A 24,279-nucleotide genomic window follows, 5' to 3' on the forward strand; every position below is an offset into this window, starting at 1 on the left:
TTGGAGTTTCAAGAACTTTTAAGAAAAATAGAGTCTTCACATAAAAGTAGGTTGCCTTTTGCTGCTTATAATAAACCGAATGCTAATAAAATTATTGGTTATTTTCAGAAGAATGATGAGTTAAATTTTCTTGGTTCTTTTTCTGATTCAGGTTTTATTTTCGCTCCATTTGATGATAAGCAGCAAACTATTATTATTCCTGAGCTTTATTCAACAAAATTAGTTGTTGCGCTTCCTTCTAAGCAATATCGTCAAGATGATATTGCAATTGAGTCTTCAGAAACTCGTAAGCAGTTTCATTTAAATTTGGTTACAAAAGGAATTGATTTTATAAAGTCTGACAAGGCAAAAAAGATAGTATTATCTAGAAAAGAAGAGATTATTTTAAGTAATTTCTCTGTGGCTTCTATTTTTGAAAAACTATTATTTAGTTATCCACAAGCAATAACCTATGTGTGGTTTCATCCAAAAGTTGGATTGTGGATGGGTGCAACGCCCGAAACGCTGATTTCAGTGCAAGAAGATACTTTTGAAACTATGGCATTAGCGGGGACTCAATCTTTCACGGGGAATTTAGATGTTAAATGGGATCAAAAGGAATTAGATGAACAGCAATTTGTAACCGACTATATAAATAATCAATTAGATGAGAAAGTTGAAGAATTAACTTTTTCAAATCCATATACTGTTAGAGCTGGAAATTTGTTACACCTAAGAACAGATATTTCTGGAAAGGTAAAAAATAAAGAAGATTTAAAAACTTTAATTGATGGTTTACATCCAACCCCGGCTGTTTGTGGTTTGCCAAAAGTAATAACAAAGCAGTTTATTTTAGATAATGAAAATTATAATAGGGAATTCTATACAGGCTATTTAGGAGAGTTGAACATTAATGATTCGTCGAACTTATTTGTAAACCTACGTTGTATGAAAATTGAAAACAATGTAGCATCGGTTTTTGTGGGTGGTGGTATTACCAAAGATAGTATTGCAGAGAATGAATGGCAAGAAACTGTAGAAAAATCGAAAGTAATAAAGAGTTGCTTGATTTAAAGCATAAAAAAAGCCTTAGCTTTTTGCTAAGGCTTAACCCCTTTATTATACTTTGTTTTTAATTTCTATATATAAAACAATCATTGTTTAAAAACTCCTACCTTGTTTTGAGAATTTTTATTTTTGAGCTTTAAAGTGTACCCAATAAGTGTCTTTTATTGAGATTTCAAAGTTTTTAAAACCTACTTTTTTTAACCAATTAAGTTGATCTGTTAAGCTGTCTGGCTTATCAAATTCATTATAATGATCCATGAGCCACTCCCACTTTTCATTGTTAGAATAGTTATTTAAAACAAAACTCTGCCAATATTCTAGTAATTGTTTATGCTCAAGAGAATTTTTATTGATCATAAGATCAGAACTAGTATAGATGCCATTTAGTTTTAAAGATTGGTAAATGCTTTTAAAAATTTCTTGTTTTTCTTCTCTATTACAATGGTGTATACTAAACCCGCTCGCAATTAAATCAAAATTATTTACTGGAAATTCATAATCATTAAAATAAGACTCAACTATATTGATGTTTTTAAAGCGCTTTTGACAATTAGAAAGCATTTCTTGCGAAGCATCTAATAATGTGTATTTCGCATTTGGGAATAATATTGATAATTGTTCAGTAACATTACCATTACCACAGCCAAGGTCTAAAATAGCTGTTGGATTAAAACCTTTTGGGTAACCATTAGAAAAACAAGACAGCAAAAAATCATAATGCGGTACACACTTTTGCATATCGCTAGTATAGTTTTTAGAAAACTCATCAAACTCAGATGCTATATTACTTTGTATTTTCAAGTTTCGCTTATCGTGTTCGTGTATGGTTAGTTGCGTAAGCAACTAAGATAACAAAAAAGCGTAGGAGTAAGGAAATCCTTCGGATTTCCGAGACACTCTTTAAACACCATTTGCAATGAACTATACACGTTGTTATCTGCTTTTATTTATTCTCTTTTCCCCATTTTTGCATGCTATAAATAATGGGCATTAATGACACACCTGTTTTAGTTAAAAAATATTCAACTCTAGGAGGAATTTCTGCATAAATCTTTCTTTCAATAATTTCATCTTTTTCTAATTCCCTGAGTTGTGTAGTTAACATTTGTTTGCTAATGCCTTGAATTCTCCTATTAAGTTTTCCAAAGCGATTAAGTTTCTTGGAAATTAGATATAGGACGATAGGCTTCCACTTTCCTCCAATCTTTGACATGCAATAAACTACTGGGCATTTCTCATATACTAATTTATCTTCCTCCATTTAACAATTTTATTTAATTATAAATAGTTGATTATCAATTATAGTCTGTTATATAAACTAAGTAATTATATTATAACTACTTGCAAAAATAGTATTAATACTTTAATATTGAACTATAAAAGCAAAAAATGACGTTTGAAGTAATTAATCTAAGAGACAAATATGACTTATTTCATGATTATTGGAATCCGAGAATTGTTGCAGAACTGAATGGGCAGCAAATAAAACTTGTAAAAGTAAAGGGAGAACTTATTTGGCATACGCATAAAAATGAAGATGAACTATTTTATGTGATCAAGGGAGAGCTAAAAATTTGCTTTGATACATCGGAGAGGGTAATTAAAGAGGGTGAAATGTTAAATGTCCCTAAAGGAGTAAGGCATAAACCAATTGCTACTAACGAATGTTGGCTGGTACTTTTCGAGCCATCTCGGATAATGCATACTGGGAGTGAGAATTGTGAGCAAACAGTATCGGAATTTAAATGGGTATAAATAGGACATAGATGAAAAAAATAATAGAGAGTTGGATTTCAAAAATTATTATTGGAGTTGTGGCCTGTGTCTTTGGCACGTTCGTTATTAAGAAATACTTAACTCAGCCAGTCCTTGCGGTAATTATTGAGCATCACGAACTGAGAGATGGAGTACAATATTTATTGTCTGGCCTTGTAATTATTGGGATGTATTATATGGTCTATAAATTATTAGAGAAAAGAAAACTTGGTGAGTTAGCTCTAAATAAAATAGGAAAAGATATGTCCATTGGTACATTTACTGGTTTTGGACTCATTTCACTTTGTATATTTTTACTATATGTATCTGGCTATTTCGAGGTGTATGGGTTTAATAATTTTTCAGTTGTTTTACTTCCCATGGCATTATTAATATCTGCTGCGTTATTGGAAGAAGTAGTATTTCGAGGAATTATTTATCGAATTCTGGAAGAACGTTTCGGTACTAATATAGCATTAATTCAGGCCTTAATTTTCGGAATAGTACACTATGGTAATATAAATGCCACGATAACTTCGGTTTGGTTTGTAGTAATGCTTGGTGTAGTTTTAAGTCTTATGTATACCTATACCCAGAGACTTTGGTTGCCATTTTTCTTTCATCTTAGCTGGAATTTTGCTCAAGTCGTGTACGGAACACCGCTCTCTGGAGATACTAATTTTAAAGCTTTATTATCTAGTAAATTTAATGGTCCAGGCTTTTTTATTGGCTCAGAATTTGGTTTAGAAGATTCATTTTTTTCAATTCTTTTTATGACGGTGCTTGCCATCTATCTCTATTACACGTGTAAGAAAAAAGGAAAGCTAAAAGGCATTAAATTTTATCAAGGTATAAAATCATCAACTTGAGGCCTTCTTTAATTGCAAATAATGTTTAGATATGGTTCCGTTTTAATGAACTATATCCTTCGATAAGCGAAGTTCGATGAAAATTCATTAAGAATCAAGATAAATTATTGCTTACTTTTATCATTCGATCATTACCAAACAAGTCTTTTCGTAGTTCTATATTTGTAAACCCTTTTTGTTTTAATATCTCAATAGTTTCTCTACCTAAATATTGATTAATTTCAAAAAATAATAAACCAGTTTTATTTAATTGCTTTTTAGCTAGATCAGAAATTTTATCATAAAACAATAATGGATTTTCATCTTTTACAAATAAAGCTAGATGCGGTTCATTGTCTAAAACATTGGCTTTTATTTCTTGTTTTTCAAGCTCACGTACATATGGTGGGTTCGAGATTATGATGTCAAATTTTTGCCCAGCTAATAGATGCTTCGACAAGCTCAGCATGACATTTGTGTTTAGAATATCTTGTTGAATTAAGTTAATTGATACTTTGTTTAATTCAGCGTTTTGTTTTGCTATTGCTAAAGCCTCTGTAGAAATATCTAAGGCAAAAACTTCAACGTTAGAGAGGTTTTTTGCTAAAGAAATTGATATACAGCCACTACCAGTACCAATATCGAGAATCTTTAAATTTCCTTTTCTGTTTTTAGTTTCTTTAATAATCCAATCAACCAGCTCTTCTGTTTCTGGTCGAGGTATTAAAACATCTTTGGTAACTATAAATGATAATCCATAAAATTCAGTTTTTCCTATTATATATTGTATAGGCTTTTCTTGCTCTAATTCCGCGAAAGCGTTCAAAAAGAATTCTAAATCACTTCCTCTAATTACTAAATCAGATTTTGTAACCAAATCTATTTTAGACATACTTAACTGATGATTGGCTAGTAGTTGAAAAAAAGAAGTGATTTCTTCTTTAGGGTAGAAGTTATTTAATTCATTATTGAATTTAGAGCGTAATTCTTTTAAGGTCATTTTACAGATCTTTTAGCATCCAGATACCACAAGCAGTATGACCAGTGTTGCCAATAGGGCCATTTAAATGTTTAAAGCCGTTCTTTTCATAAATCTTAATAGCAGATAACATAGTTGGGTCAGATTCTAGATAACATTGTTTGTAGCCAAGATTTTTAGCTGCTTGCAAGCAAGTGTCAAATATGTTTTTACCATAACCTTTGCCTCTAATTTTTGGCATTAAATACATTTTTTGAAGCTCACATATTTTGTCTTCAGAGCCATTTAAAGCTTTAATACCTCCGCCACCGACTACCTCGTTGTTAACCTCTAGAACAAAATATACCTGATCATCACTTTGATATGCTTCATACATTGCTGTTGTGTCTCCGTCTTCAAAAGCACTCCCTGTAGTTGGTAAGCCAAATTCAAGAATTGTAGACTTTACTATTTGTTCAATTTTCGGATTGTCTTTTGCTTCTATTTTTCTAATATTCATCATATAAATACTATATCTTAAAACTGTACATTTGTGATGTGAAGATACACGAAAAATACATAAAACGTTGTCTAGAATTAGCTAAAAAAGGATTGGGAAATACGAGCCCAAACCCGATGGTCGGTTGTGTAATTGTACTTGATGATGTTGTAATAGGTGAAGGGTATACAAGTGCTTACGGAGGAAATCATGCAGAGGTTAATGCTATAAATTCTGTTAAGGATAAATCATTACTAAAGAACGCTACATTATATGTTAGTTTAGAACCTTGCAACCACTTTGGCAAGACACCACCGTGTTCCAATTTAATTCTAAAAAACGGAATTAATAATGTGGTTATGGGTTGTGTTGATCCTTTCGAAAAAGTTGCAGGCAGTGGCATCCAAAAATTAAAAGACAATGGATGCAATATTATAACTGGGATATTAGAAAAGGAATGTAAAGAGAGTAATAAACGATTTTTTACCTATCAAACTAAAAAACGACCCTATATTATTTTAAAATGGGCAGAGACAAAAGATGGTTTTATTGATATCGATAGAGAAGTTATGACTATTGAAGATGCAAAGCCAAATTGGATTACAAATAAATATTCACGACAGCTAGTACATAAATGGAGAGCAGAAGAAGATGCTATTCTTGTAGGAACTAACACAGCCATAAAAGACAATCCTAAATTAAATACTAGAGATTGGGAAGGTAAAAATCCTGTGCGAGTAATATTGGATAGAAATCTACGAATCCCAACTTCTTACCATATATATAACGAAAAGGTAAAAACAATAATTGTTACTGAACAGGAAAGAGAGTCTTCTGATAATCTGATTTTTGAAAAAATAGATTTTTCTAATAATGTAGCTAAAAGGGTACGCGAAATTATTTATAAGCATAATTTATTATCAGTGCTAGTTGAAGGCGGTAAACAAACGTTACAATCTTTTATTGATGCTAATCTTTGGGATGAGGCCAGAATTTTTGTAGGAGATACCAACTTTTTAAAAGGAATAGATGCACCAAAGCTTTATGGAGAATTAATTTCTGAAACCAATATTCAGGAAGATGTTTTAAAAATTATTAGAAATACTTCTTCTCAAAAATGATAGATATTTTTAGAACTATTTCAAAACCTTCCAATGAGGCTATTTTTAAAGATCGAGGGAGTAAATTTTTAGGTTATGCTTTTCCATTAGAACAAGAAGAGCAAGTAAAAGAAATTATTGGTCATTTAAAGGAGCAGCATCATAAAGCGAGACATTGGTGTTATGCATATAGAATTGGTGAAGAAGAAAATGCTATAAAGTTTAGAGCTAATGATGATGGTGAGCCCAATAACTCTGCTGGCCAACCTATTTATGGACAAATTCTTTCAAAAGATTTAACTAATATCTTAATAGTAGTTGTTCGTTATTTTGGCGGAACTAAACTTGGTGTAAGCGGACTGATAAATGCTTATCGAACGGCAGCAGAAATGGCTTTAGAAGTATCAGATATCTTAGAAAAGACCATAGAGGTCAGATTTCGAATAGTCTTTGACTATAAAGACATGAATAAGGTAATGCGCGTTATAAAAGAGAAGAACGTACATGTTTTAGAACAAAAAATGGAAATGAATTGTGATTTTGTTGTTTCAATTAGAAAAAAGGAAGTCGAAAACTTAAAGTGGGCACTTGAAAATTTACGTTGTTTAAAGATTAAACAGGTTTAACTAAAATAGCTTTTCAACTTTCTCTAGAATATAATCTGGCGCCCTAGTAGGTTTGTTTTTTTGCATATCGATAAATACCAAAGAGCAATAGGCTTTATTTAGCAATTCATTGTCTTCATTATACAATTCAAAATTAAATTCTATCCGCACTGACGGTTTCTTAATTAAGGTAGTTTTTAGTATAAGTAAATCATCATATTTGGCAGGTTTTAAATAATCGATGTTTAAATTTAAAACTGGTAACATAATACCGAGCTCTTCCATGCGTTTATAAGATATGCCAAGGTTGCGCAACCATTCAACTCTCCCCATTTCAAAGTATTGGGCATAGTTACCATAATAAACGTAGCCCATTTGGTCTGTTTCACCATACCTGACGCGGATTTCAATAGAGTGTGATTGCATTTTTTTGATTCTAAAAAGTTGTGAGAATACGGAAAAAATAATTAAAAATCAATAGGAATTTTATTTTTTTATGACAAAAAATATTCACATTTTTGTAATACCAAAGAATGAAAGGATTCTCACCCAAGAATTCTTGATTTTTTACCCTTAACCAAAACAAAAACTAGACCCTAAAGAATGACAAAAACTGCAACTTCAGTTTGGAATAATTGCCTGTCCTTTATAAAGGACAATATTAAGCCTCAAGCATATAAAACTTGGTTCGAACCAATTAAGCCTATTAAGATTACTGGAGAAGCATTAACTATTCAAGTACCAAGCAAATTTTTTTATGAATGGTTAGAAGAGCACTACATTAAATTATTAAGAGTTGCTTTAGTTAGAGAATTGGGTGATGATGCAAAGTTGATTTATGATGTACGTATGGAAAATGCGTACAGTAGTAAGAACCCTCATACAGTAAAAATACCTAGCTCAAATAGAAAACCGTTCAATTCACAAGGAGTAACAGTTCCTTTAGAATTTGATAAACGCGAGTTAAGAAATCCATTTGTAATTCCAGGTATTCAGAAGGTTAAAATTGAATCTCAGTTAAATCCTAATTATAATTTCGATAGTTTTATAGAAGGTGATTCCAATAGATTAGCGCGTTCAGCTGGTATGGCTGTTGCTAATAAACCAGGAGGTACTTCTTTTAACCCTTTATTGATTTATGGAGGAGTAGGATTGGGTAAAACACACTTAGCACATGCTATAGGTGTTGATATTAAAGATAAATATCCTGAAAAAACAGTTTTATATATTTCAGCCGAAAAGTTTACACAACAATATATAGATTCTGTTAAAGGTAACACAAGAAATGATTTTATTCATTTTTATCAGATGATAGATGTACTAATTATTGATGATGTACAGTTCTTATCTGGTAAATCAGGTACGCAAGATGTATTCTTTCATATTTTCAACCATTTACATCAAAATGGTAGACAGGTGGTGCTAACGTCTGATAAAGCGCCTGTAGATATGCAAGATATTGAACAGCGTTTATTGTCTCGTTTCAAATGGGGTCTTTCTGCTGAATTGCAAGCTCCAGATTATGAAACACGAATCTCTATCCTTCAAAAGAAATTATTTAGAGATGGTGTAGAGATGCCGGAGGAAATTGTTGAGTACATTGCTAAAAATATAAAAACGAACGTTCGTGAATTAGAAGGCGTTCTTATTTCTATGATTGCTCAAGCTTCTTTTAATAGGAAGGAGTTTACCTTGGCTTTAACCAAGCAAATAGTAGATAAATTCGTTAAAAATACGAAGCGTGAGGTTTCTATAGATTATATTCAGAAGGTGGTATCTAAGTATTTCGAAATGGATGTTACAACTTTGCAATCTAAAACAAGAAAACGTCATATTGTACAAGCCAGGCAATTGGCAATGTATTTTGCTAAAAAAATGACTAAAGCTTCATTGGCAAGTATTGGCTCTCAAATTGGTAGTAGAGATCATGCTACTGTGTTACATGCTTGTAAAACAGTAGATAATCTAACTGAAACTGATAAGCAGTTCAGAAAATACGTAGATGATATTACCAAAAAATTATCGTTTTAATTTATTGATATGACTCGAATTCTAATGGTTTGCTTGGGCAACATTTGTCGCTCACCATTAGCTGAAAGTATTTTAAAGTCTAAAGTTGATTCTCATAGAGTGTCAGTGGATTCTGCTGGTACAGGAGGTTATCATATTGGAGAATTGCCTGATAAAAGATCAATAGCTGTTGCTAAAAAAAATGGTTTAGATATAACTGATCAACGTTGCCGAAAATTTATAGTAAAAGATTTTGATGAGTTTGATATAATTTATGTTATGGATAATTCAAATCGTCGAGATGTACTATCCTTGGCAAGAGATAAAAAGGATGAAGAGAAGGTGAAAATGATTTTAAATGAAATATTTCCTGACGAAAATGTAGATGTTCCTGATCCATATTATGGTGGAAGCTTTGGTTTTGAAAGTGTGTATGATATGCTTGATAAAGCTTGTGATAAAATCGTGGAGAAATTATGAGTCTAGGTAAGCTGTATTTAATACCAACTACTTTAGGAGATAACGAACCTTTAGAAGTTCTACCGCTTTCGGTGAAGCAGGTTATTGAAAAAACAAATCATTTTATTGTTGAAAATGAAAAAGCTGCAAGAAGATTTATAAAAAAAATTACACCGCGTAAATCTCAACCTGATATTACTATCTATAAGCTTGATAAATTTACTAAAGAAGAGGAGGTGCAAGATTATTTAGATGCTTGCATGCAAGGTAAGAATGTTGGGTTGATTTCTGAGGCTGGTGTACCGGCTGTAGCAGATCCTGGCGCTATAATAGTCAAGTTAGCTCACTATAAAGGTGTGCGTGTTGTGCCTTTGGTTGGCCCATCATCAATAATTATGGCATTGATGGCTTCTGGTTTAAATGGGCAAAATTTTGCTTTTAACGGTTATTTACCTATAGATAAAAGTGAACGAAAAAAGAAGATTAAGCAATTAGAACGTTTATCGTTAGAACAGAATCAGTCGCAAATATTTATTGAAACACCTTACAGAAATGAAAAGATGTTTACTGATTTATTACAAGCATTAACACCTACTACAAATTTGTGTATAGCTGTTGATATTACATTGATCAGTGAATATATTCATACATATTCAGCCAAAGAATGGAAAGGTAAAAAACCAGATTTACACAAACGTCCAGCAATCTTTATTTTGCACAAGAAATAAAAAATCCCCGACAAAAGCCGAGGATTTTTTAACTAACTAACCAATAATTATTATAACCAATCAAATTGCAGGTTTTCTGTTTGCTTCAATAAGTGAAGTGTCATAACCAGCAAACTTTTTTAAGTAATGTTCAATTGATGTGCCATAAGCATCGCTAAATTGAAATTCACCATTACTTCTTAAATATTTCTTTACACTACCAGCACCAGCTAAGTGAGCTGCTGCTAGAATACCAGACTCAGTAATTCTAATACCGTTGATTTTTTTACCAACGCTACGCTTAATGTCTCTTATTAAGATCCATTTATTTACAGAACACAAAGCTGAGAATGCATCTTCTTGTAGTTTTGCATCTTTTAAAAATTCTGTTGTGTTGTAAATTTTAAAGCGTTTAAGTGTAGATTTACCAAATTGGTACTTGCCTAAATAACCTAAGGTGTTAACAGTGTTGTACTTACCTTGAGATTCTTTAAAGCCTAATGCTTCTTTAAAACCAATGAACGATCTACCAGTTACAGGTAGTAAGGGCTCTACTTGTTTCTCAATCAATCCGGTAGGGTTTACCGTATAGATTGCATTTTTCGTTGGTACATTGTACTTTACAGATACTTGTTGTTTCCAGGTTGTAAAACCTGTTGTAATAAAGTATATTACTGTAATAATACTGAATACCTTTAGTACTTTCTTTTTCATGATATTGCAAATTAAAAACCAACCGAGGTTGGTTTAATTTGAGCGTGCAAATATATAGCAATTGTTCAAATATACAAAAAAATTAATAAAATTTTAATAAACTGTAAATCAGTAACTTAAAAATACAAAGTATGAAATTTAAGCTTGCCTTTAGAGTTTATTTCGAGTGTAGGAGCCGGAATTTTGATAAAATTAATCGTAGAGAATACAGTTTTAAGAAGTTTTGAGCGTGTTTTAATCTTAGTTAAATCTACATCTAAACTTAAGTAAAATTGACGATAACGTTCAATTTGCGATAGACTGGCATCTAATGGCTGATTTTTTTTAGCAGATATCATTCCTTCGGCGCCATAACCTAGAGCTAAATTAATCCATTTAGGGAAGTTACTTTTTTTATTAAAAGACCATAAATTAGCTGATAACCAGTAGGTTTGACCATTATAGTCTTTTAGAGTTTGCTCTAAAAAATTCTCACCTAATAACTCAGGACGCATATCAGCATAGGATGTAGTATGAAAAGAATATTTTAAGGTAATCCGCTGCTCATTCCATAGAAGTTCTTGTCCTATTAATAAACCAGTTCCAGTGGCATTTGCAATTAAGTCACCTGTAGAAAATCCCCATCGTTCAGAAAAACCATCTAAAACTTCTACAGAAGTTAAAAATAGAAAACCTAAAGGGGCTCCGTAGATTAACTTATTTTTTTTGCTTTCGCCGGCCCAATCTAATACTTCCATTCCTAATTTACCTACATAATATGAGGTCATAACATGCCCCACTTTATCCATCTGTAACCAATGACTATTATCATTTATGGTTTGAAAAGAAGTGCGTGGGTAATCAGCATACCACAGTTGATTCATTCCGACAAGAGCTATTGCGGCAGCCGATGCTTCTGTAATATAGACAGCATTTCTGCGCGATTTATTTAGGGTATCTGACTTTTGCCAAAAAGTAGTGCTGTTTTGACTAAATACGCTAGAACAAATAATAATTAGAAAGCCAAATATGCACCATCTATTATGACACATATTTATCTATTTATACCTTGTTGACTTACCCATCTATGGTATTTACCCGCATTAATGTTATGTTGAGCTAAGGTTTTAGCAAATTCGTGATACCCAAGTTTGGTAACACTAGCACACATATAATAATAATCATGCCTTTTATCATTTAAAACGGCATCTATAGAAGATATGTCTGGCATGGCTATAGGTCCTGGAGGTAAACCTTGATTTACATACGTATTATATTGAGACTCAATTTGAAGATCTTTATTCAATACACGCTTATATACTTTGTCTTGCCCATATTTTTGTTTTAAAGCAAAAATGATTGTTGGATCTGCGCCTAATGGCCACCTACTTCTTAATCTATTTAAATATAAACCTGCAACTATAGGTCTTTCTTCTGTTCGAGAAGTTTCTTTCTGAACAATAGAAGCTAATGTTATTACTTCATTTTTAGATAAATTAAGTCTCTCAGCTTTAGCTGTTCGATTTTTATTCCAGAATCTATTGTATTCATTTAGCATCCTGTCTCTAAACTTTTCTGGGGAAGTATTCCAATAGAATTCGTACGAATTAGGAACAAATATTCCTAGAATAGTAGCTTTTGTCAGTTTATTCTTTTTAAGAAACTCAGAATCTAAAATAGTGTTTACTAGTTCGGTAGAATCAGCCTCTAGTTGTTCTGCAATTCTCCCAGCTAATTTTTCTACACTATCTTGATTGTTAAATGCTATTTTTATAGGAGTTTGTTCGCCACTACGTAAAAGATCAACGAGATCATTATTGTTCATTCCTTTCTTAAGTATGTAATGTCCTGCCTTTATCTTGTTAGGATAATTTTTTTTATTGGCAACCCACACAAAACTATCTTCATTTTTCAGAAAAGAAGAGACGGCTTTTATTACTTCTTCAAAAGTAGCTTCTGTTGGTATATAGATAGAGGTTTCATCTTTAACATTATCGTTAAAGATTTTTGCATAATAATTATACCCTAAAATTCCTCCTCCGATAAGGAGAATTACTAAAAGACTTAGAATAATTCTTTTTAAACTCATTCTTTTATTAATTGAAATAAAATTTCATCTTTAAAATTTCCATTTGAGAAAATCCAATCTTTTTTAGAGCCAACTTTTTCAAAACCCATCTTTTTAAATAATGATAAACTCTTTTCATTCTCTTCTGAAATGTTAGCGAATAATTGATGTAAGTTTAATACAGTAAAACAGTAATTCTTTAGTATTTGCAAAGCTTCAGTAGCAAAACCCTTATGTTGATATTCTTTTATAATTAAAATACCAACACCTGCTCTTTGATGTTGAGGATTAAAATCAAATAAATCGATCATTCCTATAGAAGTATTTGTACTATTACCAGCAATAATTAGACGTAACTGCTTGGCTTCATATATGTCTAAATGGGCATTGATAATATATTGTTCTAGTAAATGCCTAGAAAATGGTGCTTGCGTGCTACTTACTTCCCAAAATTCATTATCATTTTCTATAGAAAATAAAAAATCTAAATCTTCTGGCTCTAAAGCTCTTAATTGAATATGTTCACCTTTAAGTACTTGCATTAGATTTCAATAGTTCCTTTAAAAACTTGTGTAGCTGCTCCTTTTAAAAACACATTTTTGTACGAATTATTATCGTAATCAAACGAAACTTCTAATTCACCACCTGGCGTTTTAAGAACAATAGTATTATTATTAGTTTTTTGTGCTTTATGTGAAGCGATGGCTACAGCTGTGACGCCTGTGCCACAACTTAAAGTTTCGTTTTCTACGCCACGCTCATAGGTTCGAACTTTAAACGTATTATTGTCAATTTGTTCAACAAAATTGACATTGCTTCCTTTCTCAAAATACGGAGATCCATAACGAATGGCACTTCCAGTATTTTTTACGTCTACATTCGAAACATCATTAACATATGTTATATGATGAGGTGAACCAGAATCTAAAAACAAATGATCATCAAACTCCTGAATTTCACTTATATTATTCATTTTTAAATTCACAACATTATTTTCTATTGTAGCTTCATGTAGTCCGTCGATAGCGTCAAAAACAACTCTGTTTTTTATGATTTCAAGGTATTCAGCAAAAGCAACAATGCACCTACCACCATTACCGCACATACTACTTTTGTTACCATCAGAATTAAAATAAACCATTTTGAAATCGACGGTATCAGAGTTCTGTAATAAGATTAGCCCATCTGCACCTATGCCAAATTTTCTGTCACAAAGTCGTGCTATAAGTTCGGTATTATTTTTGGAAAATTTTTCTTGTCGATCATCAATCATTACAAAGTCATTTCCGGTACCTTGATATTTATAAAATGTGAAGTTCATAAGTAGGACAAATGTAACGATAATTTCAAAAGAAAAAAGCTTGTTAAAGTATCGTTAAAGTCGTTTTTTATTTATAATAATGGCTTAATTTTGGATGTTGTGTTGATTGATTATTAACGACTTATTTGTAAAAATTTAATTTTTAAACATGAAGAGAATAGCAAGTTTAGTTTTAGCATCAGTTTTTGGAGGAGCATTGGCTTTAGGTGGCTTCTTTTTATTAAATAGTTTATCTGAAAGTGAATCATTAGCAAAAGATGCTGACCAAAGCCCAAAAGTATTTCAAACAAATTATATACCTAGATCTAAAGTTTCTTTAAGTAGCGATGCTATTGATTTCACAAAAGCAGCAGAAGAAACAGTTAATGCAGTTGTACATGTAAAGAACAAAGCAATTGCTGGATCTAATCCTTTAGAAGAATTTCTTTTTGGAAATAATAGAAGATCTGGTAAGCCTAGAACTGTAGGTGCTGGTTCAGGTGTTATTATTTCGCCTGATGGATACATTATTACAAACAATCATGTAATTAGAGGTGCTGAAGATCTAGAGATTACGTTAAACAATCAAAAAACATATAAAGCAGAGGTGATTGGAGCTCATGAACGCTCAGACATTGCTTTATTAAAGATTGATGATACAGATTTGCCTTTTGTACCATTCGCAAATTCTGATAATGTTAGAATAGGTGAGTGGGTATTAGCAGTTGGTAATCCTTTTAACCTAACTTCAACAGTAACTGCTGGTATTGTAAGTGCAAAAGCGCGTGATATTAATATTTCTAATAATTCTAAGATAGAATCTTTTATTCAAACCGATGCCGCGGTTAACCCTGGTAATAGTGGAGGGGCATTAGTAAATGTTCGAGGTGAACTGGTTGGTATAAATACTGCTATTACTTCGCAAACAGGCTCATATGTAGGTTATTCTTTTGCGGTACCATCTAATATTGCCAAAAAAGTAATCGAAGATATTATGGAGTTTGGCGATGTACAAACGGCTTATATTGGTATTGGATTTGCCGAATTAGATAGTGAGGAAGCTCGAAATCTAGATTTAGGTGCTACCGAAGGAGTTTTAATTACTAGATTAACCGATAATGGTGGTGCCCAAGAAGCTGGTATTAAAGTGAATGATATTATCATTAGAGCGGAAAATGTTAGAATAAATAAATTTGCTGACTTGCAAGGCTTTTTAAGTTCCAAACGCCCGGGAGATAAAGTGAATGTCACAGTACTTAGAAATGGATATGAAAAAGACTTTACAGTTAAGTTGAAAAATCAATTTAGTAAAGAGACTATTGATAAGTTGGATTATACTAAAAATTATATTGGAAGTCTTAAGAAGATTTCAAAGAAAAAGGCTTCGAAACATAGGATTAACTATGGAGTTGAAATTTTAGGAAATATGCATGATTATTTAGTTCAACAGGAAGTAAATGTTGGAGATGTTATTCTTAAAGTAAATGATACTAAAGTTTATGATGTGGATGATGTAGAAGGTATTTTAAGAAAGAATAAAGGAAAAAGAGTGGTCTTACAGGTGCTAAATGAAAAAGGTTTTGCGGAATATATTCAAGCTTTTATTCAGAATTAATAAAGTATAGCGAATAATAAAAAATCCATCAATTTATTGGTGGATTTTTTTTGTAAAAATTGTTACGAAAACGTTTGAAATGAGTACTTTTGCGCCAAAATTTAAACACAACAAAATTTAAAAAAATGCATACAAACGAAACGTATGAAAAAGAACTAGCTTTTCAAGCTGATCGCCGAAGAGCTGCTGTAGAGTTTATCAATATTACCAGTGATTTATGGTATGATAATGCTATTGAATTGGTGCTTTTTAGAAATCAATTAATTGATAGAAAAGTAAGTGAGATTTTAAACCTTACTGAATATGCAGGCGACTTTGTACAAAAACCTATTTCTATTTTCGATGCTGTAGAGATTGCTAGGGCTATTAAGCAATTAGATTTGCCGCCTGCAAAATTAGACATTGGTAAATTGGCTTACGAATTCCATATGGATGATTCTGATGATGTAGTTTCTTTTGTGTCTGATAAATTGAAAGATGCTAGCAAGAACAATGATATTCAACCTAAAGATGTTGTGCTATACGGCTTCGGTCGTATTGGTCGTTTGTTGGCTAGAGAATTAATGACTAGAACAGGTAAAGGTAAGCAGATGCGTTTGCGTGCTATTGTAACCAGAGGTACGGTTGATAAAACTGTTTTAGAAAAAAGAGCTTCGTTATTACGTAGTGATTCTGTGCATGGCGACTTTCCTGGTACGGTAAAAGCGGATGTAGAAAATAGTGCATTGATCATTGATGGTACAACCGTACATATTATTTCAGCAAATGCTCCAGAAGATATAGATTATACACAATATGGTATTAATGATGCCTTAGTTATAGATAACACAGGTGCTTTTAGAGATAAAGAAGCGTTAAGTCGTCACCTTGTTGGGAAGGGCGTAGATAAGGTATTATTAACCGCTCCTGGTAAAGGAGTTCCAAACATTGTGCATGGTGTAAATCATACAGACCATAATCCGGATGAAGTAGATATCTATTCTGCTGCATCTTGTACTACAAATGCAATTACGCCAGTATTAAAAGTGATTAATGATAGTTTTGGCATCAAATCAGGGCATTTAGAAACCATACATGCATATACTAATGACCAGAATTTGGTAGATAATATGCATAAAAAATACCGTAGAGGTAGAGCAGCGGCGTTGAATATGGTTATTACCGAAACAGGTGCGGGTAAAGCAGTTTCTAAAGCCTTGCCAGAATTGGAAGGCAAATTAACTTCTAACGCCATACGCGTACCGGTACCAAATGGTTCATTAGCAATTTTAAATTTACAATTAGAAAATGCAGCTAGTGCAGATGCTTTAAATGCTACTATGAAAAAATATGCCTTAGAAGGTGATTTGGTAGAACAGATACAATATTCATTAAGTAACGAGTTAGTATCTTCTGATATAGTTGGCACTTCGGCACCATCTATCTTTGATAGTAACGCAACAATTGCCACGCCTGATAACAAAACATGTATTATTTATGTATGGTATGACAATGAATACGGTTATAGCCATCAAGTAATACGCCTAGCTAAGCATATAGCCAAAGTAAGACGTTATACTTACTATTAGTATCTAACAACTTAAAAATAAAAACCGAAACATTTCTGTTTCGGTTTTTTATGTGCTAATTTTAAAGTTTCGAGATCTCATTCTCCTATAACCATCATTAGCGCACTTATATATGTTAATTCTTGGTTTAGAACTATGGCTAGCAGTGCTTATTATTAACATGTGCCCCAGTAGAAAGTACCACCAGCACACCATTGTATAGGTTCTACGATAAAGCTTCCCGGATTTACATAAAAACACTTTACGCAATTGGGCCCAGAGCAATTGTTTAATACTATATAGAAATAATCTCTTTGATTACATGGGTTATCTACTCTTACATTGATGTTACAAAAGCTATCACCAATCCATTTCCAACTAGGTGAACATTGGACATCTGAGGAGTTAATATTGTAATTTTTCTCTAAAATTTCGACTGCATTGATATCCTTTTTATTTTCAATTGGTTTTGAGTATAAGCTTAAAATGAAAGAAAAGCATACTCCTAATAAAATAATGTACTTTCTCATATTGTTGGTTTTAATAGTTAGACTGGTATAAAGTTCGATTTTATCTTTTTTAAAATCAACAGGGTTTTTCGTGTTTTTGTAGGGGATTTTTCCTGTTTTTTTAAATGGTATATTTCATTAAATTTAGCTTCTCTATTTTAACCACTCAATGCCTAAACCAAAACAACAAATTGAACAGCTACGTGCAGCACTTGAAGAGCATTCTTATAATTATTATGTATTAGATAACGCTACTATCTCAGATTATGAGTTCGATATAAAACTCAAAGAATTAGAAGCATTAGAAGCTGCTCATCCAGAATTTTTTGATATTAACTCACCAACACAACGCGTAGGAGGTGAGATTACTAAAAACTTTAAAACTGTAACTCATAAAAACCGTATGTATTCTTTAGATAATAGCTATTCTAAAGAAGACCTACTCGATTGGGAAAAACGATTGCAAAAAATATTAGGTAGTACAGATATAGAGTATACATGCGAATTAAAATATGATGGTGCTTCTATTAACTTAACTTACGCAAATGGTGAATTAAAAAATGCGGTAACTCGAGGTGATGGCTTTCAAGGAGATGATGTAACTACCAATATTAAAACGATTCGTTCCATTCCGTTAAAATTAAAAAACAATAGCGTTACTGATTTTGAGATGCGTGGTGAGATCATTCTTCCGCTTGACGGATTTAATAAAATGAACAAAGAACGTATTGCTGATGGTGAAGAACCGTATCGTAATCCGCGTAATACGGCGAGTGGCAGTTTAAAATTACAAGATAGTGCTGAGGTGGCAAAACGACCTTTAGATTGTTTACTATACCACATGGTTGGTAAATTGCCGTATAAAACACATTATGAATCATTGAATAATGCTAGAAAAGCAGGTTTTAAAGTTCCGACGGCTATAAAAGTGGCTAAAAGTATTAACCAAGTTTTAGAATTTATTACTCATTGGGATGTAGAGCGCCATAATTTACCATACGAAACCGATGGTGTTGTTATAAAAGTAAATTCTTTATATCAACAAGAAGAATTAGGATATACTGCTAAAGCGCCACGTTGGGCGATTGCTTATAAATTTAAAACTGAACAACAAAGTACATTGTTAAACAAGATTACATATCAAGTTGGTAGAACGGGAGCTATTACGCCAGTTGCTAATTTAGAACCTGTGCAATTAGCAGGCACCATAGTAAAACGAGCATCTTTGCATAATGCAGATCAAATAGCAAAATTAGATATTAGAGAAAATGATACTGTTTTTGTAGAAAAAGGTGGTGAAATTATTCCGAAAGTAGTTGGTGTCGATTTATCAAAGCGTTCTAAGCACTCTCAACCAACACAATATGCTACTAATTGTCCTGAATGTAATACCGAACTTGTTAGAAAAGAAGGTGAAGCACAACATTATTGCCCTAATGAATATGGTTGCCCAACACAAATAACTGGTAGGATTCAACATTATATTGGTAGAAAGGCAATGGATATAGATGGTCTTGGTGCTGAAACTGTTGAATTATTGTATAAAGAAGATTTAATTAAGAACTATGCTGATCTATATAATCTAACTGTAGATCAAGTTATTCCATTGGAACGTATGGCAGAAAAATCTGCTCAAAATTTAGTGGATGGAGTAGAGGCTTCTAAGCAAATTCCTTTTGAAAAAGTATTATTTGCATTAGGAATAAGATTTGTAGGCGAAACTGTTGCTAAAAAACTAGCAAAATACTTTAAAAGCATGAGTGCTTTGATGCAAGCATCATTTGAAGAATTGATAGCTGTTGATGAAATCGGTGATCGTATAGCAGAAAGTGTAATAGATTTTTCACAAGATCCTCAAAACATTGAGATTATTAATCGGCTGCAAAATTATGGAGTGCAATTAGAGCTTTCAGCAGAAGTACAAGAAGGACAAACAGATAAATTAAAAGGTAGTATATTTGTTGTATCAGGAGTTTTCGAAAAATTATCTAGAAACGAGTTAAAGAAATCTATTGAAGATAACGGAGGTAAAATCTCTAGTTCTATCTCAAAGAAAACAACCTATGTGATCGCTGGTGATAATATGGGACCTAGTAAGCGGATAAAAGCTGAAGATTTAGAAGTGCCTATTATTACAGAAGACGACTATTTGTCTATGCTATGAACAAATCTAATCTTGTAAAATTATTTACTGTCCTATTTTTTTTAATAGGTGCATTAGATATGGTTGGGTTAATTCTCAATGATATTCGTATAAGAAGTGTTTTTAAGCCACTAATAGTACCAACTCTAGTTTTGGTGTATATATTTTCTGTAAAAAAGATTAACTGGTTATATATTCTAGCTTTATTTTTTGCTTTTTTAGGGGATGTATTATTGCTTAATAGTAGTGATAGCTTTTTTCTTTATGGATTGTTTGCTTTTTTAATTGCTCATTTATTTTACATCTTAATAATAAATAAGAGTATTAACAAGTATAAACTAAAGACTCTATTAATAGCTTCTTTGCCTTATATTTTAACCTTAGTTACTATATTATTAGTTATTAAAAATAGTTTGGGGGAATTGATGGTTCCAGTTTTTGTTTATGCTACCATCATAGCAATTTTTGGAATTCTTGCTTTTTATAACTACTTAGAGAAAAGGAACAGCACAGCGCTTCTATTGTTTATAGGAGCTTTTATTTTTGTAGTTTCAGACGGTATAATAGCCATAGAGAAGTTTAAAACAGATTATAGAGAACTTGAGCTAGGTTTGAGCATTATGGGAACTTATATATTGGCACAATATTTAATTTACCTATATATGATTAAAAAGGATGAAACTATTTAAATAAATCCATTCCGGGTATGTTAGGTATTCCGTCTTTGGCGGCAGCGGCTAATTCAGCTTCGTTAATTTTTGTTGCCTTAGAAATGGCATCGTTTATAGCTAAAATAAGGTAATCTTCTAATTCTTCTTTGTCTTGTAAAAGAGCGTCAGCAATAGTAATTGACTTTACTTCTCTATTTCCCGTAACCGTAACCTTTATGGCTCCACCTGTTGATTCTCCATCAACTAAAACGGTATTCAATCTTGCCTTAGTTTCTTCTACTTTTTGCTGAGCATCTTTTAGCTTTTGCATCATACCCGATAGGTCTCCAAACATATATTTTATTTTAACATTTTCTTATTGCAAAATTACTATTTTAGAAAGGTTTAATTCATTAATTAAAGAATAATTTATTTAGAATTTTAGTTGTAATATCCCTTACTTTTGCAACTTCGTGTAATCCGAACAAGAACAAATGAAAAGATTAGATATACAAGTTCCTATAGCCGATAAAGAACCTAAAGAATTAGAAAAACACGGTGATATACGTATCGATAATTATTACTGGATGCGATTGACAGATGAGCAGAAAACAGCTAAAAACCCTGATAAGCATACACAAAAAGTGTTGGACTATTTAAACTCTGAAAATAGTTATTACGATGCTATTACCGCACATACTAAAGATTTTAAAGATTCACTTTTTCAGGAAATGAAATCTCGAATTAAAGAAGATGATGAATCAGTACCTATTAAAGATAATGGCTATTATTATATCTCGCGTTATGAAAAAGGAGGGCAATACCCTATTCATTCACGTAAAAAAGAGAGCTTAGAGGCCGGTGAAGAGATCATATTTGATGTAAATAAAATGGCTGAGGGCTATGATTATTATGCGCTTACGGGTTTAAATGTGAGTGAGGATAATAAATTAGCTGTTTTTGGTATTGATACTGTAAGTCGTCGTCAATACACATTGCAATTTAAAAACCTAGAAACAGATGAAATCTATCCTGACAGAATAGAAAATACGACAGGAGGTGCTGCCTGGGCCAATGATAACAAAACGGTTTTTTATACCAAAAAAGACCCGGTTACTTTACGTAGCGAAAAAATATACAAACATGTATTAGGTACAGATCCTTCTAAAGATGAAGTTGTATTCCATGAAGAAGACGAAACCTTTGATGTTTTTGTATATAAAACCAAATCGAAAAAGCATATCATAATAGGTTCGTATAGTACATTGACAAATGAATATCAATTTATGGATGCTAATGATCCGAATAGTGAATTAAAAATTATTCAACCTAGAATTAGAGGCTTAGAATATAGTGTATCACATTACGGAGAGCATTTTTATATTTTAACCAATAAAGATGATGCTACCAATTTTAAATTGATGAAAGCACCAGAAGATAAAACTACTCAAGAAAATTGGGTAGATGTAATACCGCATAGAGATGATACACTTCTTGAGGATATTTCTATTTTTAAAGACTATCTAGTGTTAGAAGAACGCAATAATGGATTAAATAAAGTACGTTTTAAAAGGTGGGACGGTGCAGAAGATTATTATTTACCATTGGATGAAGAAACATATTCTGTTGGTGTATATAATAATCCTGAATTTGATACGGATATTATTCGTTATGCATATAATTCATTTACTACACCTGCATCGGTCATCGATTTTAATATGAAAGATCGATCAAAAGATATTAAGAAAGAACAAGAAGTCCTAGGTGGAAAGTTTGATAAAAATAACTATACCAGTGAGCGTGTTTGGATTGATGCTATAGATGGCGAAAAAGTCGCAGTATCAATTGTGCGCAGAAAAGATACAAAACTAAATAAAGACACTCCCTTATTATTATATGCTTATGGTTCTTATGGTTATACTGTTCCAGATAGTTTTAGTACTACTAGATTGAGTTTATTGGATAGAGGTTTTGTATATGCTTTAGCACACATACGTGGAAGTCAATATTTAGGCAGACATTGGTATGAAGATGGCAAGCTGCTTAACAAAATGAATACGTTTACGGATTTTATAGACGCAGGTAGAGGATTGATTGAGAAAGAATACACTTCAGCTGATCATTTATATGCCAGTGGCGGTTCAGCCGGAGGATTGTTAATGGGAGTTGTTGTAAACTTAAAACCTGAATTATTTAATGGAGTTATAGCTGCTGTACCTTTTGTAGATGTAATGACAACCATGTTAGATGAAAGTATCCCTTTAACAACATCTGAATATGATGAATGGGGTAATCCTAATAAAAAAGAATATTACGATTATATGTTGTCATATTCACCCTATGATCGGGTAAAAAAACAAGAATATCCTAATATGTTGGTTACAACTGGTCTGCACGATAGTCAGGTACAGTACTATGAACCAGCTAAGTGGGTAGCTAAACTCAGAGAATATAAAACGGACGATAATATTTTACTAATGCATACCAATATGGAAGCTGGTCATGGAGGCGCTTCAGGTAGATTTAATGCTTTAAAGGAAACTGCGCGCGATTATGCTTTCTTACTTGACTTAGAGGGTATAAAAAAGTAATTAAAAAAAAAATAGTAAATTTGCCAAGATTTTAAACATTAACCGGATAAAATTGTTATGAAACAAAATTTAGGTGTAAACCAAAATGTGTTAGAACTGATTGGTAGCACTCCTATGATCAAACTAAACAAGATTACGGAGGATATAGAAGGAGAGTTCTACACAAAGTTTGAGGGTTTTAACCCTGGCCATTCAACTAAAGACAGAATTGCGCTTCATATAATTGAACAAGCTGAGAAAAAAGGAATCCTTAAAAAAGGAGATACTATTATAGAAACAACTTCAGGTAATACTGGTTTTAGTATTGCTATGGTTAGTATTATTAAAGGTTACGAGTGTATTTTAGCCGTAAGTTCTAAGTCATCTAGAGACAAAATAGATATGTTAAAAGCTCTTGGCGCTAAAGTATATGTATGTCCTGCGCATGTGAGTGCTGATGATCCTCGCTCTTATTATAACGTAGCTAAAAAATTACATTCAGAAATTGCTGATTCCGTATATATCAATCAATATTTTAATGAGTTAAATATTGATGCGCATTACAATACTACTGGTCCAGAAATTTGGGAGCAAACTAAAGGTGAGATTACGCATTTAGTAGCTGCTAGCGGCACAGGAGGTACAATTTCTGGAACTGCACGTTTTCTAAAAGAACAAAACCCAAATATTAAAATTATCGGTGTTGATGCTTTTGGTTCTGTATTGCAAAAGTTTCATGAAACTGGTGAGCTAGATCCTAAAGAAAGTTATCCATATAGAATCGAAGGCCTAGGTAAGAACTTAATACCTACAGCTACGGATTTTGATATGATCGACAAATTCGAAAAAGTAAATGACGAGGATAGTGCCCATAGAGCACGCCAGATTGCTTTGACCGAAGGGATTTTTGCTGGTTATACTAGTGGAGCGGCAATGCAAGCAGTAATGCAATTAGCTGATCAAGGTGAATTTAATGCTACTAGTAAAGTTGTGGTTATTTTTCCAGATCATGGTTCGAGATATATGGCTAAAGTTTATAGTGATGATTGGATGCGTGAACAAGGCTTTTTTGATTCTCAAAAACATGCTCAAGAAGTAATAGAGTATATAAAATAGAACTCAATTTATACAATGAAACTAGAGGTTTACAGCAACTGTAAGCCTCTTTTTTTGTTAAAAAAAATAAATAATACGTT

Annotated in this window: 26 protein-coding genes; 14 read left to right on the top strand and 12 right to left on the bottom strand. The window is 32.2% G+C overall.

Annotation, left to right across the window (positions count from 1 at the left end; genetic code table 11):
- On the top strand, positions 1-1,053 hold the full coding sequence (locus AC1EUV_RS09045) for a chorismate-binding protein (RefSeq protein WP_480198373.1): 1,053 nt from the start codon (positions 1-3) through the stop codon (positions 1,051-1,053).
- A 117-nt stretch (positions 1,054-1,170) separates the two neighbouring features.
- Here the strand turns inward: AC1EUV_RS09045 and AC1EUV_RS09050 are convergent, their stop codons facing one another.
- Both AC1EUV_RS09050 and AC1EUV_RS09055 read right to left on the bottom strand, forming a co-directional pair.
- On the bottom strand, positions 1,171-1,848 hold the full coding sequence (locus tag AC1EUV_RS09050; RefSeq protein ID WP_480198374.1) for a class I SAM-dependent methyltransferase: 678 nt from the start codon (positions 1,846-1,848) through the stop codon (positions 1,171-1,173).
- Between the two features lie 142 nt (positions 1,849-1,990).
- Complete coding sequence (locus tag AC1EUV_RS09055; RefSeq protein WP_480198375.1) at positions 1,991-2,308, bottom strand: winged helix-turn-helix transcriptional regulator; 318 nt, start codon at positions 2,306-2,308, stop codon at positions 1,991-1,993.
- Between the two features lie 128 nt (positions 2,309-2,436).
- Here AC1EUV_RS09055 and AC1EUV_RS09060 point away from each other — a divergent pair, with 128 nt between their 5' ends.
- Together AC1EUV_RS09060 and AC1EUV_RS09065 are read left to right on the top strand one after the other, a co-directional pair.
- Positions 2,437-2,802: a cupin domain-containing protein gene (locus AC1EUV_RS09060; protein ID WP_480198376.1), complete on the top strand. Its 366-nt coding sequence runs from the start codon at positions 2,437-2,439 to the stop codon at positions 2,800-2,802.
- Positions 2,803-2,861: 59 nt separating this feature from the next.
- Complete coding sequence (locus AC1EUV_RS09065) at positions 2,862-3,671, top strand: CPBP family intramembrane glutamic endopeptidase (RefSeq protein WP_480198377.1); 810 nt, start codon at positions 2,862-2,864, stop codon at positions 3,669-3,671.
- A gap of 94 nt (positions 3,672-3,765) precedes the next feature.
- Here the strand turns inward: AC1EUV_RS09065 and prmC are convergent, their stop codons facing one another.
- Together prmC and AC1EUV_RS09075 are read right to left on the bottom strand one after the other, a co-directional pair.
- Positions 3,766-4,650 carry a peptide chain release factor N(5)-glutamine methyltransferase gene (prmC, locus tag AC1EUV_RS09070; RefSeq protein ID WP_480198378.1) on the bottom strand — a complete coding sequence of 295 codons (885 nt, stop codon included), beginning with the start codon at positions 4,648-4,650 and terminating at the stop codon, positions 3,766-3,768.
- Between the two features lies 1 nt (position 4,651).
- Positions 4,652-5,131 (bottom strand): GNAT family N-acetyltransferase, encoded by a 480-nt coding sequence (locus tag AC1EUV_RS09075; RefSeq protein WP_480198379.1) that lies wholly within the window; start codon positions 5,129-5,131, stop codon positions 4,652-4,654.
- Positions 5,132-5,166: 35 nt separating this feature from the next.
- Between AC1EUV_RS09075 and ribD the strand changes: the two genes are divergently transcribed.
- Both ribD and AC1EUV_RS09085 read left to right on the top strand, forming a co-directional pair.
- On the top strand, positions 5,167-6,228 hold the full coding sequence (gene ribD / locus AC1EUV_RS09080) for a bifunctional diaminohydroxyphosphoribosylaminopyrimidine deaminase/5-amino-6-(5-phosphoribosylamino)uracil reductase RibD (RefSeq protein ID WP_480198380.1): 1,062 nt from the start codon (positions 5,167-5,169) through the stop codon (positions 6,226-6,228).
- On the top strand, positions 6,225-6,833 hold the full coding sequence (locus AC1EUV_RS09085) for an IMPACT family protein (protein ID WP_480198381.1): 609 nt from the start codon (positions 6,225-6,227) through the stop codon (positions 6,831-6,833). Before ribD ends, AC1EUV_RS09085 begins: the two co-directional genes overlap by 4 nt.
- Here AC1EUV_RS09085 and AC1EUV_RS09090 read toward each other — a convergent pair whose 3' ends face one another.
- The gene (locus tag AC1EUV_RS09090) at positions 6,834-7,238 is read right to left on the bottom strand and encodes an acyl-CoA thioesterase (protein ID WP_480198382.1); all 405 of its coding nucleotides are present in this window, start codon (positions 7,236-7,238) and stop codon (positions 6,834-6,836) included. It abuts the gene before it with no gap.
- Positions 7,239-7,415: 177 nt separating this feature from the next.
- Between AC1EUV_RS09090 and dnaA the strand changes: the two genes are divergently transcribed.
- Genes dnaA through AC1EUV_RS09105 form a run of 3 tightly spaced genes read left to right on the top strand, consistent with a single transcriptional unit; the run spans position 7,416 to position 10,009 of the window.
- Positions 7,416-8,843: a chromosomal replication initiator protein DnaA gene (dnaA, locus tag AC1EUV_RS09095; protein WP_480198383.1), complete on the top strand. Its 1,428-nt coding sequence runs from the start codon at positions 7,416-7,418 to the stop codon at positions 8,841-8,843.
- 9 nt (positions 8,844-8,852) lie between these two features.
- Complete coding sequence (locus AC1EUV_RS09100) at positions 8,853-9,302, top strand: low molecular weight protein-tyrosine-phosphatase (RefSeq protein ID WP_480198384.1); 450 nt, start codon at positions 8,853-8,855, stop codon at positions 9,300-9,302.
- Positions 9,299-10,009, top strand: coding sequence for an SAM-dependent methyltransferase (locus AC1EUV_RS09105; protein ID WP_480198385.1), 711 nt, complete (start codon positions 9,299-9,301; stop codon positions 10,007-10,009). Before AC1EUV_RS09100 ends, AC1EUV_RS09105 begins: the two co-directional genes overlap by 4 nt.
- A 60-nt stretch (positions 10,010-10,069) precedes the next feature.
- Here AC1EUV_RS09105 and AC1EUV_RS09110 read toward each other — a convergent pair whose 3' ends face one another.
- The 5 genes from AC1EUV_RS09110 to dapF all read right to left on the bottom strand — a co-directional run bounded on the left by AC1EUV_RS09110 (position 10,070) and on the right by dapF (position 14,070).
- Positions 10,070-10,702, bottom strand: a complete 633-nt coding sequence (locus AC1EUV_RS09110; protein ID WP_480198386.1) for a hypothetical protein — start codon at positions 10,700-10,702, stop codon at positions 10,070-10,072.
- Positions 10,703-10,818: 116 nt separating this feature from the next.
- A complete protein-coding gene (locus AC1EUV_RS09115; RefSeq protein WP_480198387.1) occupies positions 10,819-11,733 on the bottom strand; it encodes a DUF2279 domain-containing protein in 915 nt (304 codons plus the stop codon).
- A gap of 2 nt (positions 11,734-11,735) precedes the next feature.
- Positions 11,736-12,770 (bottom strand): endolytic transglycosylase MltG, encoded by a 1,035-nt coding sequence (gene mltG, locus AC1EUV_RS09120; RefSeq protein WP_480198388.1) that lies wholly within the window; start codon positions 12,768-12,770, stop codon positions 11,736-11,738.
- Positions 12,767-13,291, bottom strand: a complete 525-nt coding sequence (locus AC1EUV_RS09125) for a GNAT family N-acetyltransferase (RefSeq protein ID WP_480198389.1) — start codon at positions 13,289-13,291, stop codon at positions 12,767-12,769. Before AC1EUV_RS09125 ends, mltG begins: the two co-directional genes overlap by 4 nt.
- Positions 13,291-14,070 (bottom strand): diaminopimelate epimerase, encoded by a 780-nt coding sequence (gene dapF, locus AC1EUV_RS09130; protein WP_480198390.1) that lies wholly within the window; start codon positions 14,068-14,070, stop codon positions 13,291-13,293. Before dapF ends, AC1EUV_RS09125 begins: the two co-directional genes overlap by 1 nt.
- A gap of 148 nt (positions 14,071-14,218) precedes the next feature.
- On the opposite strand from dapF, the gene AC1EUV_RS09135 reads away from it, so the two are divergent.
- Both AC1EUV_RS09135 and AC1EUV_RS09140 read left to right on the top strand, forming a co-directional pair.
- Positions 14,219-15,664: a trypsin-like peptidase domain-containing protein gene (locus tag AC1EUV_RS09135; RefSeq protein ID WP_480198391.1), complete on the top strand. Its 1,446-nt coding sequence runs from the start codon at positions 14,219-14,221 to the stop codon at positions 15,662-15,664.
- Between the two features lie 125 nt (positions 15,665-15,789).
- Positions 15,790-17,232, top strand: a complete 1,443-nt coding sequence (locus AC1EUV_RS09140; protein WP_480198392.1) for a glyceraldehyde-3-phosphate dehydrogenase — start codon at positions 15,790-15,792, stop codon at positions 17,230-17,232.
- 155 nt (positions 17,233-17,387) lie between these two features.
- On the opposite strand, the gene AC1EUV_RS09145 is transcribed toward AC1EUV_RS09140, so the two are convergent.
- Positions 17,388-17,741, bottom strand: coding sequence for a hypothetical protein (locus AC1EUV_RS09145; protein WP_480198393.1), 354 nt, complete (start codon positions 17,739-17,741; stop codon positions 17,388-17,390).
- A 148-nt stretch (positions 17,742-17,889) separates the two neighbouring features.
- On the opposite strand from AC1EUV_RS09145, the gene ligA reads away from it, so the two are divergent.
- Both ligA and AC1EUV_RS09155 read left to right on the top strand, forming a co-directional pair.
- Complete coding sequence (gene ligA, locus AC1EUV_RS09150; protein ID WP_480198394.1) at positions 17,890-19,884, top strand: NAD-dependent DNA ligase LigA; 1,995 nt, start codon at positions 17,890-17,892, stop codon at positions 19,882-19,884.
- Positions 19,881-20,552: a lysoplasmalogenase gene (locus AC1EUV_RS09155; RefSeq protein ID WP_480198395.1), complete on the top strand. Its 672-nt coding sequence runs from the start codon at positions 19,881-19,883 to the stop codon at positions 20,550-20,552. Before ligA ends, AC1EUV_RS09155 begins: the two co-directional genes overlap by 4 nt.
- On the opposite strand, the gene AC1EUV_RS09160 is transcribed toward AC1EUV_RS09155, so the two are convergent.
- Positions 20,545-20,868 carry a YbaB/EbfC family nucleoid-associated protein gene (locus tag AC1EUV_RS09160; RefSeq protein WP_480198396.1) on the bottom strand — a complete coding sequence of 108 codons (324 nt, stop codon included), beginning with the start codon at positions 20,866-20,868 and terminating at the stop codon, positions 20,545-20,547. The genes AC1EUV_RS09155 and AC1EUV_RS09160 overlap by 8 nt on opposite strands.
- Positions 20,869-21,007: 139 nt before the next feature.
- Between AC1EUV_RS09160 and AC1EUV_RS09165 the strand changes: the two genes are divergently transcribed.
- Both AC1EUV_RS09165 and capA read left to right on the top strand, forming a co-directional pair.
- Positions 21,008-23,104, top strand: a complete 2,097-nt coding sequence (locus AC1EUV_RS09165; protein WP_480198397.1) for a S9 family peptidase — start codon at positions 21,008-21,010, stop codon at positions 23,102-23,104.
- Between the two features lie 57 nt (positions 23,105-23,161).
- Positions 23,162-24,199 (top strand): cysteate synthase, encoded by a 1,038-nt coding sequence (gene capA / locus AC1EUV_RS09170; protein ID WP_480198398.1) that lies wholly within the window; start codon positions 23,162-23,164, stop codon positions 24,197-24,199.
- The last annotated feature ends 80 nt before the right edge of the window (positions 24,200-24,279 follow it).

Source organism: Maritimimonas sp. 2304DJ26-3 (genome assembly GCF_056591635.1).

Bases quoted from the DNA above. Each gene is read 5' to 3' on its own strand.
- AC1EUV_RS09140 (WP_480198392.1), top strand. From the start codon at position 15,790: ATGCATACAAACGAAACGTATGAAAAAGAACTAGCTTTTCAAGCTGAT.
- AC1EUV_RS09135 (WP_480198391.1), top strand. From the start codon at position 14,219: ATGAAGAGAATAGCAAGTTTAGTTTTAGCATCAGTTTTTGGAGGAGCA.
- AC1EUV_RS09145 (WP_480198393.1), bottom strand. From the start codon at position 17,741: ATGAGAAAGTACATTATTTTATTAGGAGTATGCTTTTCTTTCATTTTA.
- AC1EUV_RS09085 (WP_480198381.1), top strand. From the start codon at position 6,225: ATGATAGATATTTTTAGAACTATTTCAAAACCTTCCAATGAGGCTATT.
- AC1EUV_RS09110 (WP_480198386.1), bottom strand. From the start codon at position 10,702: ATGAAAAAGAAAGTACTAAAGGTATTCAGTATTATTACAGTAATATAC.
- AC1EUV_RS09090 (WP_480198382.1), bottom strand. From the start codon at position 7,238: ATGCAATCACACTCTATTGAAATCCGCGTCAGGTATGGTGAAACAGAC.
- AC1EUV_RS09105 (WP_480198385.1), top strand. From the start codon at position 9,299: ATGAGTCTAGGTAAGCTGTATTTAATACCAACTACTTTAGGAGATAAC.
- dnaA (WP_480198383.1), top strand. From the start codon at position 7,416: ATGACAAAAACTGCAACTTCAGTTTGGAATAATTGCCTGTCCTTTATA.
- dapF (WP_480198390.1), bottom strand. From the start codon at position 14,070: ATGAACTTCACATTTTATAAATATCAAGGTACCGGAAATGACTTTGTA.
- AC1EUV_RS09155 (WP_480198395.1), top strand. From the start codon at position 19,881: ATGAACAAATCTAATCTTGTAAAATTATTTACTGTCCTATTTTTTTTA.
- AC1EUV_RS09125 (WP_480198389.1), bottom strand. From the start codon at position 13,291: ATGCAAGTACTTAAAGGTGAACATATTCAATTAAGAGCTTTAGAGCCA.
- AC1EUV_RS09165 (WP_480198397.1), top strand. From the start codon at position 21,008: ATGAAAAGATTAGATATACAAGTTCCTATAGCCGATAAAGAACCTAAA.
- AC1EUV_RS09075 (WP_480198379.1), bottom strand. From the start codon at position 5,131: ATGATGAATATTAGAAAAATAGAAGCAAAAGACAATCCGAAAATTGAA.
- AC1EUV_RS09115 (WP_480198387.1), bottom strand. From the start codon at position 11,733: ATGTGTCATAATAGATGGTGCATATTTGGCTTTCTAATTATTATTTGT.
- capA (WP_480198398.1), top strand. From the start codon at position 23,162: ATGAAACAAAATTTAGGTGTAAACCAAAATGTGTTAGAACTGATTGGT.
- ligA (WP_480198394.1), top strand. From the start codon at position 17,890: ATGCCTAAACCAAAACAACAAATTGAACAGCTACGTGCAGCACTTGAA.
- AC1EUV_RS09100 (WP_480198384.1), top strand. From the start codon at position 8,853: ATGACTCGAATTCTAATGGTTTGCTTGGGCAACATTTGTCGCTCACCA.
- prmC (WP_480198378.1), bottom strand. From the start codon at position 4,650: ATGACCTTAAAAGAATTACGCTCTAAATTCAATAATGAATTAAATAAC.
- AC1EUV_RS09160 (WP_480198396.1), bottom strand. From the start codon at position 20,868: ATGTTTGGAGACCTATCGGGTATGATGCAAAAGCTAAAAGATGCTCAG.
- AC1EUV_RS09060 (WP_480198376.1), top strand. From the start codon at position 2,437: ATGACGTTTGAAGTAATTAATCTAAGAGACAAATATGACTTATTTCAT.
- mltG (WP_480198388.1), bottom strand. From the start codon at position 12,770: ATGAGTTTAAAAAGAATTATTCTAAGTCTTTTAGTAATTCTCCTTATC.
- AC1EUV_RS09055 (WP_480198375.1), bottom strand. From the start codon at position 2,308: ATGGAGGAAGATAAATTAGTATATGAGAAATGCCCAGTAGTTTATTGC.